This is a genomic window from Actinomycetospora chiangmaiensis DSM 45062 (genome assembly GCF_000379625.1).
GTDB classification, from domain to species: domain Bacteria; phylum Actinomycetota; class Actinomycetes; order Mycobacteriales; family Pseudonocardiaceae; genus Actinomycetospora; species Actinomycetospora chiangmaiensis.
Genome location: NZ_KB903218.1, coordinates 308,858 through 321,405, shown reverse-complemented (window position 1 = coordinate 321,405; position 12,548 = coordinate 308,858). Strand labels below are relative to the sequence as shown.

Annotated in this window: 11 protein-coding genes; 6 read left to right on the top strand and 5 right to left on the bottom strand. The window is 73.9% G+C overall.

Annotated features, from left to right (window positions below; translation table 11 throughout):
- Positions 1 to 40: 40 nt before the first annotated feature.
- Both A3CO_RS0106215 and A3CO_RS0106210 read right to left on the bottom strand, forming a co-directional pair.
- Positions 41 to 1,237 carry a L,D-transpeptidase gene (locus A3CO_RS0106215; protein WP_018331379.1) on the bottom strand — a complete coding sequence of 399 codons (1,197 nt, stop codon included), beginning with the start codon at positions 1,235 to 1,237 and terminating at the stop codon, positions 41 to 43.
- A 151-nt stretch (positions 1,238 to 1,388) separates the two neighbouring features.
- On the bottom strand, positions 1,389 to 1,601 hold the full coding sequence (locus A3CO_RS0106210) for a DUF2795 domain-containing protein (protein ID WP_157647105.1): 213 nt from the start codon (positions 1,599 to 1,601) through the stop codon (positions 1,389 to 1,391).
- A 100-nt stretch (positions 1,602 to 1,701) separates the two neighbouring features.
- On the opposite strand from A3CO_RS0106210, the gene A3CO_RS0106205 reads away from it, so the two are divergent.
- Together A3CO_RS0106205 and A3CO_RS30415 are read left to right on the top strand one after the other, a co-directional pair.
- Complete coding sequence (locus A3CO_RS0106205) at positions 1,702 to 2,199, top strand: MerR family transcriptional regulator (protein WP_018331377.1); 498 nt, start codon at positions 1,702 to 1,704, stop codon at positions 2,197 to 2,199.
- 84 nt (positions 2,200 to 2,283) lie between these two features.
- The gene (locus A3CO_RS30415; protein ID WP_157647103.1) at positions 2,284 to 3,108 is read left to right on the top strand and encodes an SAM-dependent methyltransferase; all 825 of its coding nucleotides are present in this window, start codon (positions 2,284 to 2,286) and stop codon (positions 3,106 to 3,108) included.
- A 55-nt stretch (positions 3,109 to 3,163) separates the two neighbouring features.
- Here A3CO_RS30415 and A3CO_RS38605 read toward each other — a convergent pair whose 3' ends face one another.
- On the bottom strand, positions 3,164 to 3,427 hold the full coding sequence (locus tag A3CO_RS38605; RefSeq protein ID WP_018331375.1) for a hypothetical protein: 264 nt from the start codon (positions 3,425 to 3,427) through the stop codon (positions 3,164 to 3,166).
- A 34-nt stretch (positions 3,428 to 3,461) separates the two neighbouring features.
- On the opposite strand from A3CO_RS38605, the gene A3CO_RS0106190 reads away from it, so the two are divergent.
- Positions 3,462 to 4,451: a right-handed parallel beta-helix repeat-containing protein gene (locus A3CO_RS0106190; protein ID WP_169510925.1), complete on the top strand. Its 990-nt coding sequence runs from the start codon at positions 3,462 to 3,464 to the stop codon at positions 4,449 to 4,451.
- A 52-nt stretch (positions 4,452 to 4,503) separates the two neighbouring features.
- Here the strand turns inward: A3CO_RS0106190 and cobN are convergent, their stop codons facing one another.
- Complete coding sequence (cobN, locus tag A3CO_RS0106185; protein WP_026204326.1) at positions 4,504 to 8,151, bottom strand: cobaltochelatase subunit CobN; 3,648 nt, start codon at positions 8,149 to 8,151, stop codon at positions 4,504 to 4,506.
- A gap of 56 nt (positions 8,152 to 8,207) precedes the next feature.
- On the opposite strand from cobN, the gene A3CO_RS0106180 reads away from it, so the two are divergent.
- The 3 genes from A3CO_RS0106180 to A3CO_RS0106170 are packed head-to-tail and all read left to right on the top strand — an operon-like array spanning position 8,208 to position 11,682.
- Entirely contained in the window at positions 8,208 to 9,446 is a 1,239-nt protein-coding gene (locus A3CO_RS0106180; RefSeq protein WP_157647101.1) for a hypothetical protein, read from the top strand.
- A complete protein-coding gene (locus A3CO_RS0106175) occupies positions 9,443 to 10,162 on the top strand; it encodes a precorrin-8X methylmutase (protein WP_018331371.1) in 720 nt (239 codons plus the stop codon). Before A3CO_RS0106180 ends, A3CO_RS0106175 begins: the two co-directional genes overlap by 4 nt.
- Positions 10,159 to 11,682: a precorrin-2 C(20)-methyltransferase gene (locus A3CO_RS0106170; RefSeq protein WP_018331370.1), complete on the top strand. Its 1,524-nt coding sequence runs from the start codon at positions 10,159 to 10,161 to the stop codon at positions 11,680 to 11,682. The genes A3CO_RS0106175 and A3CO_RS0106170 overlap by 4 nt, the downstream gene beginning before the upstream one ends.
- Before the next feature lie 14 nt (positions 11,683 to 11,696).
- Here A3CO_RS0106170 and A3CO_RS0106165 read toward each other — a convergent pair whose 3' ends face one another.
- Complete coding sequence (locus tag A3CO_RS0106165) at positions 11,697 to 12,533, bottom strand: tetratricopeptide repeat protein (RefSeq protein ID WP_018331369.1); 837 nt, start codon at positions 12,531 to 12,533, stop codon at positions 11,697 to 11,699.
- Between the last annotated feature and the right edge of the window lie 15 nt (positions 12,534 to 12,548).

The window sequence follows — 12,548 nt, the reverse complement described above, 5'->3', positions numbered from 1 at the left end:
TGCGACCGACCCCGGGACCGATCCCCCGGGCCCGTGCCGGTCAGCTCGAGGACGCCTGCCACTGCGAGAACGGCACCGCCCAGTCGCCCCAACGGTCCCAGATCGGCAGGGCCGGGCCGCCGGAGTTGGTGACCTCGACGACGTCGCCGATGGAGAAGTGGTCGAAGAACCACTGCGCGTCGGCGGGGCTGAGGTTCACGCAGCCGTGGGAGACGTTGTCGGTGCCCTGCTGGCCGACCGACCACGGCGCGGAGTGCACGAACTCGCCGTCGTTGGAGATGCGCTCGTCGAGCAGCACGGTCTCCTTGTAGTAGCCGGGCTGGCCGGGCATGACGCCGTAGGTGGCGGAGTCCATGACGACGCTCGGCTCCTTGTCGGAGATCACGTGCGTCCCGGTGTGCGTCGGGAACTGCGGCGAGCCGAGGCTGATCTTCATCGTCTTCACGAGCGCGCCGTTGTCGAAGATCTGCATCTGCTCGGCGCCTCCGTCGGCCTTCGCGACCCAGGCGTCGTGGACGTGGAAGGTCTCGTGGATGTCCTTCGCGCCGAACGCGTCGCCGCCGAGGTCGGTGCCGTAGAGCTTGCCGTCGAGCCGGACGGTGCTGCCGGCCTTCCAGTAGTCGGCGGGCCGGTAGTCCACCTGGGTGGAGGAGATCCAGTGCCAGGCGCCGGTCTGAGGCGGGTTCGAGGTCACCGTGAGCGCCTTGACGGCGGCGTCCTTGTCGGTCACCGCGTGACTGAACGTGACCGCGAGGGGCTGCCCGACCCCGACGTCGGTGGTGCCGGGGTCGACCGCGGCGGTGTCGGTCTGCTTCGGGTCGAGCGTGGTGACGGTGGACTGCAGGTGGGTCGGGGCGCCCTGCGGGGAGACGGCGTCGGTGACGACCGTGTAGGTCCGGCCGTAGGCGAGGGGCTCGTCGGTGGTCCAGGTGGACCCGTCCGGGGAGGTCGTGCCGGCGATCTGGTCGCCCGCCGGGTTGGTCATCCGCACCCCGGTGAGGCGCCCGCCGTCCGCGTGCACGCGGACCGGCGTGGCCGGGTTCACGGCGACGGCCGGGTCCACCGTCACCCGGGGGCCCGGGGGCAGGGCCGGGGAGGCCGCGGCGGCCGGGGAGGCGTTCGGCGCACCGGCGGGGGCCGCGGACGAGCAGGCGGCGAGGACGGCGAGGGCGACGACGAGGACCGCCGACAGCACCGTGCCGCGGGCGCGCGCGCCCGTCGGGGTCGAGCCCAGCACGTCGGTCCCTCACTTCCCGGCGCTGCGTGCGCCGGGCACCACAGTGACACACCGGGGGTCGGGGGTCGGTGATCGCCCCGCCCCGTTTGCCCAGGTGAAACGCCTGATTCGTGCCCCGCTAGGTCCTGCGCGTGCGGTTCGGGCGGTACGTCTAGAGGGGTCGGCGCCCGCTCAGGTGCGCCGGCGTGGACGACAGGGCGACGACGATGTCGAAGACGTCGGTGTACTCGCGGTCCGGGATCTGCTCGATCTTGCGGCGCGTCAGCGTGTCGACCCCGTGGTGGTCGGCGGCCGCCGCGATCTGCCGGGGCCGCACCGGGAAGGCGACCCCGCGCATCACGTCGGCGAACAGGGAGGCCCTCACGTCCTCCACTCGTACCGGCGGTAACAGGTACTCGTCAACGTGACCCGGCCCGCCGACCGGCCCTGGCTTCGAGTGCGCTCGAAGACCTACGTTCTCCCGTGTGACGACCACGCTCGAGCACCACCACCCGGCCTCCCGCCTGCGGACCGTCCTGGAGTCCGCCGCCGCCGAGGACGGCACGCTGCCCCCGCTCGACGGCGAGCTGGTGCGGGCGATGGCCCTCCCCGACGACCTGCCCGAGACGCTCGGCATCGCGGAGGTCGCCGACCTCACGGGCATCACCGCCCACACGCTGCGTTACTACGAGCGCATCGGCCTCCTCGCGGTGGCCCGGGACGCCGCGGGGCGACGGACCTACGACCGCGCCGCGCTCGGGCGGGTCATGTTCATCACCTGGCTGCGGCTGTCCGGGATGCCGATCGCGTCGGTGACGCGCTACATCGAACTGGTCCAGGCCGGGCCGCACACCTCCGACGAGCGCCTGGCCCTGCTCCTGGCGCACCGTGCGGCCGTCGTGTCACACCTGCGGGATCTCCAGGCCGCCCTCGCCGTGGTCGACTACAAGATCGCGGCGTACGGCGGGACCTGCGGCAGCTGATCCGCGCCCATCGCCCGACACTCGTCCGGATGGCGTTCGTGTTACACCTGAACGGCGTAGGACGATGAGCCAACCATGACAGCGGTGACGGGGAGCGTGATGGAGCGGATCCTGGACGACGTCGAGTCGACCGACCCGACGGCCCTGGGACGACCGAACCTCGCGCGGGCGACCAACTACCTCGTCGGGGGCGGCGCCAACTTCGCCGCCGACCGCGCCGCCGTCCAGACGCTGCTCGCGATGGACCCCGGTGTCGGTGACCGGTTCCGGGCCTCCCGCGCCTTCGTCGGCCGGGCGGTGCGGACCGCCCTCGACCGGGGCTGCGACCAGTTCGTCGACCTCGGCTCCGGCATCCCCTCGCCCGGCGGCCTCCACTCCCTCGTCGGTCTCGGGAGCGCGACAGTCGTCTACGTCGACGTCGACCCCGTCGCGATCGCCCACGCCTGCGAGCTGCTCGAGGGGCCGCGGGAGTCCGACCGGACCGCGGCCGTCCGCGCCGACCTCCGGGACGCCTCCCGGGTGCTCGACGAGGTCCTGGACACCGGGCTCGTCGACCTGGACCGCCCCGTCACCCTCGTCTGCAACGCGGTCCTGCAGTGGATCGCCGACAGCGACGCGGACGACCTCGCCGCGGTCCTCGAGCGCTACCGCGAGGCCCTGGCGCCCGGCAGCCTGCTGGCGCTGAGCGTGCCCCACCCCGACCTGCTCGACGGCGCCGAGGCCGACGAGGTGCCGGTGGTCATCGAGGCCGCCGTCGCCCCGCTGCGGCTGCGCCGCCGCCGCGAGGTCACCCGCATCCTCGGTGCCTGGGAGATCCTCCCACCGGGGGTCGTCGACGTCGTCGACTGGCCGGTCGCCACCGGCGCCGAGCCCGTCGGCTACTACGGGGTGTGCGCGACACGCCGCTGACCCACTCCCCGCCACGCGGACGTCATCCCATCGTGTAGGCGCGAGCGGCGTGTCGTCACGAGCAGACTCCACGCCGCGACCCGGCCGGGTCGCGACGCGTGGCGCGGGGGGCGACGATGCGGGTGGGACGGGTCAGGACGACGATGCTGGCGGGGGCGACGGCGGTCGTCTGCGCGTTGACGACGACCGGGCCGGCGAGCGCCGCCACCCCGGCTCCGGCGCCGGCGGGGGCGACGGTGGTGGGTGTCCGGACGGCCCGCTGCCCGGCCACGGCGACGACGATCCAGGCCGCGGTGGACGCGGCGGCGCCGGGCGCCACGATCTTCGTGTGTGCCGGGACCTACCGGGAGCGCGTGACCGTCGACAAGCCCGTGCGGCTGCTCGGCGCGCAGTACGGCCGCGACGCCCGGGCCGGGCGCACGAACCCGGCCGACGAGTCCGTGGTGACCGGGTCGACGGGTGCGGCCTTCGAGGTGGGCGCGGTGGACGGCGTGGTGATCGACGGGTTCACGCTCACCGGCAATGCCGGCAACGGCATCGATGCCTTCGCGCGCGGGGCGGGCTTCTCCTTCGTCGACAACGTGATCGCCGGCAACGCGAACGGCATGAACGTCAATGCACGCGGCCCGGCACCGTCGACGATCGCGCGGAACCGGTTCGTCGCCAACAACGCCGTGCCCGACCCCGAGGGCGGTGCCGGGGTCCTGATCACCTCCGGGCCGGGCAACGACCTGACGATCTCCGACAACCTGTTCACCGGGCACGTCAGCGCGGCCGTGAACTCCATCGGCGACGGGTCGAACCGCTCGCTCGGCCTCGTCGTCCGCGACAACCGCAGCGTCGACGACGGCAACCTCGCGGTCATCAACAACGCGGACGGGGCGCTGGTGACGCGGAACATCGCGACGAAGTCTCCGGCCGCGGTCGCCGGGACCGGGGTCTACATCGTCGGGAACACCGACCGGCTCACGGTGAGCCGGAACGTCCTCACCGGCGGGACCGGCACCGGGCTGTCCTCGAACGCGGCGTTCGGGGCCGCGCCGAGCACGAACCTCCTGGTCGACACCAACACGATCCGCGGGCGGTCCGGCAACGGCATCACGGTGAACGCGGGCACCGGCACCGTCGTCGGCAACGTCGTGCAGTCCGCCGGCGGGAACGGCCTCGCGGCCGCGGCCTCGTCGTCGGGGATGGTGTTCACGCGGAACGTCGCGATCGGCAGCACGGGGAAGGACTGCGCCGACGCCTCGACCGGCACGGGCACGCTGGGGACGGCGAACACGTGGACCCGGAACGTCGGGCAGACGGCCACGCCGACCGGGTTGTGCATCCCCGGAAGGTGATCACCTGTGAGTACTTTTCCGTGTCAGAGCGCGGAAAAGTACTCACAGGCCGCTAGGCACCTCCCTCGGCGTCACCCTCCGCCTCGAGGTACGCCTCGCGCAGCGACTCCACGAGGGCCGGGTCCGGGTTCTCCCAGAGTCCCCGGTCCACGGCCTCGAGGAGCCGCTCGGCCATGCCGTGCAGCGCCCACGGGTTGGCGTCGCGCAGGAACGCCCGGTTCTCCGGGTCGAGGACGTAGTTCTCGGTGAGCGACCCGTACATCCAGTCGCTGACCGTGCCCGCCGTCGCGTCCCAGCCGAACAGGTAGTCCACGGTCGCCGCCATCTCGAAGGCGCCCTTGTACCCGTGCCGGCGCATCGCGGCCATCCAGCGCGGGTTGACCACGCGGGACCGGAACACCCGCGCGGTCTCCTCGATCAGCGACCGGGTGCGCACCGACTCGGGCCGCGTCGAGTCGCCGACGTAGGCGGCCGGCGCGGCCCCGGTCAGCGCGCGGACCGTCGCGATCATGCCGCCGTGGTACTGGTAGTAGTCGTCGGAGTCGGCGATGTCGTGCTCGCGGGTGTCGATGTTCTTCGCCGCGACCGCGATGCGCCGGTAGGCCGCGTTCATCTCCTCGACGGCCGACTCGCCGTGCCGGTCGCGGCCGTAGGCGTGCCCGCCCCACGTCGTGTAGATCGCGGCGAGGTCGGCGTCACCGCGCCAGTCCCGCGAGTCCATGGCCTGCAGCAGTCCGGCGCCGTACGCCCCGGGCGGCGACCCGAAGATGCGGGTCGTCGCGGCCTGCCAGCTCGACCCGGACGCCGCGTCCGCCCGGGCGTGCGCGGCGACGAAGTTGTCCTCGTCGGGCTCGTCGAGGGCCGCGACGAGCTGCACCGCGTCGTCCATCGTCGCCACGACGTGCGGGAAGGCGTCCCGGAAGAACCCCGAGATGCGCAGCACGACGTCGACGCGGGGACGGCCGAGCTCCGCGGCGTCGACGACCTCCAGGCCCGTGACCCGGCGTGACGCCTCGTCCCACACCGGCCGCACGCCCATCAGCGCGAGTGCCTCGGCGACGTCGTCCCCGCTGGTCCGCATCGCCGCCGTGCCCCAGAGCGACAGGCCGACGCTGGTGGGCCACTCGCCCTCGTGGTCGGCGCGGTAGCGCTCGAGCAGGGAGTCGGCCAGCATCTGGCCGGTCTCCCACGCGAGCCGCGACGGGACCGCGCGCGGGTCGATCGAGTAGAAGTTCCGGCCGGTCGGCAGCACGTTGACCAGCCCGCGCAGCGGCGAACCCGACGGTCCCGCCTCGACGTGCCCGCCGTCGAGGGCGTGCAGGACCCCGTCGATCTCCTCGGTGGTGCGGCCCAGCCGCGGGACCACCTCGGTCGCGGCGAACCGCAGGATCCGCTCGACGGTCTCGTCCCGGCGGCCGAGCACCTCGAGGACGACGTCGGACCCGTCGTCGGGAAGCCAGTCCCGCTTCTCCATCCCGACGACGAGGCTGTGGGCCAGTTCCTCCGCCCGGTCCACGTCGATGCGGCTCGCCGCACCGGCGGACTCGTCGAGGCCCAGCGCCTCCCGCAGGCCCGGGAGCGCCTGCGTCCCCGACCACATCTGCCGGGCCCGGAGCACCGCGAGCACCATGTCGACGCGCTCCTGGCCCGCCGGCGCCCGACCGAGGACGTGCAGCCCGTCGCGGATCTGCGCGTCCTTGATCTCACAGAGCCAGCCGTCGAGATGCATGATGAAGTCGTCGAAGCGCTCACCATCCGGCGCCTCGGACACCCCCAGGTCACTGTCCAGCTTGGCGGCCTGGATGAGCTGCCAGATCTGCCCGCGGATCGCCTCGATCTTGCCCGGGTCCATCGCCTGGATCGACGCGTACTCGTCGAGCAGCTGCTCGAGACGGGCGAGGTCGCCGTAGGACTCGGCGCGCGCCATCGGCGGCACCAGGTGGTCGACGAGGGTGGCGTGGGCACGGCGCTTGGCCTGCGTGCCCTCCCCCGGGTCGTTGACGAGGAACGGGTAGACCAGCGGCAGGTTCCCGAGGATGGGGTCGGGCGCGCAGGAGGCGCTCGACGCGACCGTCTTGCCCGGCAGCCACTCCAGGTTCCCGTGCTTGCCGACGTGGACGATCGCGTGGGCCCCGAACCCGCTCTGCAGCCAGCGGTAGGCGGCGAGGTAGTGGTGCGAGGGCGGCAGGTCGGGGTCGTGGTAGATCGCGATCGGGTTCTCCCCGAAGCCGCGCGGCGGCTGCATCATGACGACGACGTGCTCGCGCCGGATCGCCGCCAGGACGATGGCGCCGTCGTCGAGGAACATTTCGCCAGGGGCCGCGCCCCAGTGCTCGGTCACGCCGTCCCGGAAGTCCTCGGGCAGCGTCTCGAACCACGCCGTGTACTCGTCGGCGTCGATGCGGACCGGGTTGGCCGCCATCTGCTCCTCGGTGAGCCAGTCCTGGTCGTAGCCGCCGGCGTCGATGAGGGCGCGGATGAGCAGGTCGCCGTCGTGCTCCTCGAGGCCGGGCACGTCGCCGATCCGGTACCCGGCGTCGCGCATGGCGTGGAGCAGGGCGACGACGGAGGCCGGGGTGTCGAGGCCGACCGCGTTGCCGATGCGGGCGTGCTTCGTCGGGTAGGCGGAGAGGACGAGCGCGACCTTCTTGTCGGCGTTGGTCAGGTGGCGCAGCCGGCCGTGGGAGACGGCGAGCCCGGCGACGCGGGCGGCGCGCTCGGGGTCGGCGACGTAGACGGGCAGGCCGTCGGCGTCGGTCTCCTTGAAGGAGAACGGGACGGTGATGATGCGGCCGTCGAACTCGGGGACCGCGACCTGGTTGGCGGCGTCGAGCGGGCTGACGCCGTCGTCGTCGGAGAGCCACTCGTCGCGGGTCCGGGTGAGGCACAGCGCCTGCAGGATCGGGACGTCCAGCGCGGCGAGCGCACCGGTGTCCCACGACTCGTCGTCCTCCCCGGCGGACGCGGCCGCGGGCTTGGAGCCCCCGGCGGCGAGCACCGTCGTGACCAGCACGTCCGCGGTCTCCAGGACGTCGAGCAGCTCGGCGTCCGGGCTGCGCAGGCTGGAGCAGAAGACGGGGTCCGGCACTCCCCCGGCCTCGACCACCGCGTGGCAGAGCGCGTCGACGAACGCGGTGTTCCCGGCCATGTGGTGGGCGCGGTAGTAGACGACGGCGACCCTCGGCCTCTCCTGTGCCAGCAAAGCGTCGTTGCTGTCGCCCAGTGGCAGTTCCGCCACATCGTCGGCGGTCCACCCCGGCAGCCGACCCCAGGTCGGCAGCTCGGCCGGCGGCGCGAACCCGTGCCCGGTGAGCAGCACGGTGTCGGAGAGGAACGCGGCGAGCTCGCGGAGGTTGTCCGGGCCGCCCTGGGCGAGGTAGAGGTGCGCCTGGGTCGCGACACCGATCGGGACCGTCGACGACGCCATCAGCTGCGCGTCGGGCGCCTGCTCCCCGCCCAGCACGACGACGGGTCGCGGGCCCGCGGCCAGCAGGTCGAGCCCGGTCTCCCACGACTGCCGCGACCCGAGCAGACGCACGACGACGAGGTCGACCCCGTCGAGCAGGCCGGGCAGGTCCGCCTCCGGGTCGATCCGCGACGGATTCGCCCAGCGCCAGGTCAGGGCCTCGTCGGCCGCCCCCTCGCTGCCGGCCCGGGCCGAGCGGAGGTCGGTGTCGGACGTGGAGAGGAGGAGCAGCACGCGCGACATCTCATCATCTGCGCACACCGTGTGTCAGCGCCCGTACTGTGTGGCCGATGCCCCGCACCCGCTCGCGCCCCGACGCCTGCCCCGGCGCCTGGCGCCGACACGACGCCGCCGACGGGGCGCTCGCCCGGTTCCGACCGGTCGGCGGGGCCACCACCGCCACCGAGCTCCGCCTGCTGGCGGGCGCGGCCGCGGCCGGGGGGTCGCCGATCGAACTGACCTCCCGGGGATCGTGGCAGGTGCGCGGGCTCGCCGGAACCACCGCCGACGACCTCGCCGACGCACTCCGTGACGACCGCCCGGACGCGCTGGTCGACCTGCAAGGCCGCGACGTGCCCTGCTCCATCATCGCCTCCCCCCGCTCGGCGGCGGTCGACCCGGTCGCCGGCGCGGTTGCGACGGGGCTGCGGGGCCGGGTGGACGTGCCCGGGCGGCTGCTCGTCGCGATCGAGGACCGAACCGTGAGTGTCGTGAGGGGAGGTTCCGAGCGCTCTTTCGGCGCCAGGGTTCCCCTCACGCCGGGGGTGGGGGACGTCAGCGGGCAGGGCGCCGACGTCACGGTGGTGATCAACGGTCCCGCAGCGGGCCCGCCGACCCCCGCCGACCCCGCTGAAGGTCTTCTCGACGACGGGGCGGCGCTCCTGCTCGACGGCGTCGACACCGGACTCCGGCACGCCGACCCGGCCGCCCTCGCGCTCGCCGCCGTCGACGCGTTCACTGCCCACCGCGGGTCGGCCTGGCGGGTGCGCGAGCTCGACGACGCGGCCCGCACCGCCGTCCTGGCCGCGCTGGGCGCGGCGACCACGCCCGGCGTCGGGACCCTGGAGCCCGGACCGGCGGACCCGACCCGCCTGGGCGCGGACGGGACGACGCTGGAGGTGCTCCCCCGGCTCGGGGAGGTCGACCTGCCGACGGTGATGGCGCTGCTCGAGCTGCTGGACCGGGGCGCGACGCTGCGCGCGACACCCTGGCGCACGCTGGTCCTGCGCGACGCCCCCGCCGATGCCGTCGAGCGGCTGGGCGGGCTGGTGGAGACCGACCCGGCGTCGCCGTGGCGGGGGATCTCGGCGTGCGTGGGGGCGCCGCGGTGCCGGAAGTCGTTGACCGACGTGCGGGGCGACCTGGCGGCGGCGGTGGCGTCCGGGCACGTCGGGGGGCAGGTCCGGGCGCACTGGGTGGGCTGCGGTCGGGCGTGCGGGACACCGGGTGGCAGGGTCGCCGTGGTGGAAGCGGTGGAGACGAGCGGCACGTACCGCACGGTCGTGCGCTCGGGGAAGGTGAACGGATGATCTCGGGCGACGTGGCCCCGGTGGCGGGCGTGATCCAGGCCGGGCGAGCGCAGCGACGGGAGATCCGTCAGCCGGACTCCCGGGCGGTCCCCGCGTATGTGGTCGACGGCGACGAGATCTACCGCCGTTCGTTCGCGATCATCCGGTCCGAGGCCGAGCTGGGGCACCTGCCGGCCGACGCGCACGACCTCGTCGTCCGGATGATCCACTCCTGCGGCATGACCGACCTCGGGCTGGACACCGCCGTGACGCCGGGTGCGGTCGCCGCCGCCCACGCGGCGCTGCGGGCGGGCGCCCCGGTGCTCTGCGACGCGATGATGGTCGCCTCGGGGATCACGCGGCGGTTCCTCCCGGCGGGCAACGACGTGGTGTGCACGCTGAACGACCCGGACGTGCCCGCGCGCGCCGCGGCCCTGGGCACGACGCGCTCCGCCGCCGCGTTGGACCTGTGGCTGCCGCTGCTGGAGGGCGCCGTCGTCGCGATCGGCAACGCCCCGACCGCGCTGTTCCGCCTGCTCGAGATGATCGAGGCCGGCGCGCCGCGACCCGCCGTCGTGCTGGGGCTGCCCGTCGGGTTCGTCGGCGCGATGGAGTCGAAGGCCGCGCTGGCGGGGCACCCGTCCGGGCTGGAGCACGTGGTGGTGCACGGACGGCGCGGCGGGTCGGCGATGACCGTCGGTGCCGTGAACGCGCTGGCCCTGGGGGCACGCGCATGACCGGCCGCCTCTTCGGCGTCGGCGTCGGCCCGGGCGATCCCGGGCTGATGACGGTGAAGGCGGTCGACCTGATCCGCGCCGCCGACGTCGTCGCCTACCACTGCGCGCGGCACGGGCGGTCGAACGCGCGGCGGATCGCGGCGCAGTACCTCGGCACGCAGATCGAGGAGGCCCTGACCTACCCGGTGACCACCGAGGACACCGACGACTACCAGGGCCGGATCGACGCCTTCTACACCGAGGCCGCCGCCCGCCTGGCCGCGCACCTCGACGCCGGCCGCGACGTGGTGGTGCTCTCCGAGGGCGACCCGTTCTTCTACGGGTCGTACATGCATCTGCACAAACGGCTGGCGCACCGCTATACGGCCGAGGTCGTGCCCGGGGTGACCAGCGTGTCGGCCGCCGCCGCCACGCTCGGGACGCCCCTGGTGGAGCGCGACGAGGTCCTCACCGTGCTCCCCGGCACGCTCCCGCCCGACGAGCTCGCGCGGCGGCTGGCCGACACCGACGCGGCAGCCGTGATGAAGCTCGGCCGCACGTTCACGGGTGTTCGCACGGCGATGCGGGTCGCCGGGCGCGCCGACGAGGCCCGCTACGTCGAGCGGGCGAGCCAGGCCGAGGAACGCCAGGGCCTGCTGGAGGACGTGGACCCGGCGTCGGTGCCGTACTTCAGCGTCGGGATCGTGCCCTCGCGGGTGCACGTGGCGACGACGGAGCGGGCGCGGGCGGACGGCACCTCCGGTGCAAGCAACGCGTCACTGCGTGCACCCAGTGGCAGTGAACCCACACCGTCGACCGGCCTCGTCACCGTCGTCGGCCTCGGCCCCGGCAGCCGCGACCGGCTGACGCCCGAGGCGTTCAGCGCGCTCGCGGCCGCGGACGACGTCATTGGGTACACCACCTACGTCGCGCGCGTGCCGGTGAACCCGCGCCAGCGGGTCCACGGGTCGGACAACAAGGTCGAGTCCGAACGGGCCGCCTTCGCGCTGGATCTCGCCCGTTCCGGACGACGGGTCGCGGTCGTCTCCTCGGGGGACCCGGGGGTCTTCGCGATGGCGTCGGCCGTCGTCGAGGTGGCGGCGGAGGACTACCCCGACGTCGAGGTCCGCGTGCTTCCGGGCGTCACCGCGGCGCACGCCGTGGCCGCCCGGATCGGCGCCCCGCTCGGCCACGACTACGCGACGATCAGCCTGTCCGACCGGCTGAAGTCGTGGGACGTCGTGGCGCGCCGCCTCGCCGCGGTGGCCGACGCCGACATGGTGATCGCGCTCTACAACCCCGCGTCCCGGTCCCGCACCTGGCAGGTCGAGGCGGCCAAGGAGATCCTGCTCAAGTACCGCGACGAGACGACGCCGGTGATCGTCGGACGCGACGTCGACGGGCCGGCGGAGTCGGTGCGGGTGGTCGAGCTCGGCGCGCTGGAGCCGTCCGAGATCGACATGCGCACGCTGCTGATCGTCGGCTCGTCGCAGACGCGGTGGGTGGGCGAGCGCGTGTTCAGCCCCCGCCGCTACCCGTAGCCGGCCACCCGCCGTCAGCGGGCGGTCGTCGCCGGATCGAGGTCGGAGGCGTCGGGCACTGCCGGCACGTCCTCGTCGCCGTCCCCGTCGCCGTCCTCGTCGCCCTCCGCCGGCGGCTCCGGGGGCACGTCGTCGGCCGGCACCCGCGGCGCGGGCACCAGCGTGCGCGACGCACTCTGCTCGGCCAGGCGCTGGTAGAGGCGTCCGAGGTCGATCAGCACCACGACCTGCCCGTCCCGGTCACCGTCGTGCTCGTAGAACTGCACGGCCTCGGAGAGGCTCTCGACCGCGTCCTGCTCGTGCCCGAGGAGCAGCTGCAGCCGTCCGACCTCCCGCAGCGCGTTCGCGCACGCCGCGGGTTCGGTGTCGCCGTCGTAGAGCGACAGGGAGAGTTCGAACGCCTCGAGGGCCTTCCGGTGGGCGCCCTCCTCCCCGGAGTCGCCGAGGCGGTCGTAGAGGACGCCGAGGCTGAAGGCGCGGCCGGCGCGCGTGGCGGGGCTCATGTCGCCCGACCGGCCGATGAGCTCGGCCGCCTCCTCGGTCACGGCACGTGCCTCGTCGAACTGCGCGCGGTCGATGAGGCGGGAGGCGAGCGTCTGGAGCGTCACGAGGAGATCGGCCGTGGCGGACCGTCGGCGCTTGGCCGCGGCGGACCGTCGGTAGAGGTCGACCGCCTCGGACTCCCGACCGGTCGCCTCGTAGAGCTCGGCCATGTCGTGGAGGATCACGCCGTACAGGTCCGGACGCTCGTCGGCGTCGGCCAGTTCCCGCGCGCGCTCCACCGTCCTGAGCGCCAGGTCGAGGTAGAACTCCGACGACGGCGTCGTGTCGGGGGCATCCGTGCTGCTCACGGGACGATTGCACCT

Excerpts from the sequence above, each read along its gene's own strand:
- A3CO_RS0106175 (WP_018331371.1), top strand. The coding sequence starts at position 9,443 with ATGATCTCGGGCGACGTGGCCCCGGTGGCGGGCGTGATCCAGGCCGGG.
- A3CO_RS0106170 (WP_018331370.1), top strand. The coding sequence starts at position 10,159 with ATGACCGGCCGCCTCTTCGGCGTCGGCGTCGGCCCGGGCGATCCCGGG.
- A3CO_RS0106180 (WP_157647101.1), top strand. The coding sequence starts at position 8,208 with ATGCCCCGCACCCGCTCGCGCCCCGACGCCTGCCCCGGCGCCTGGCGC.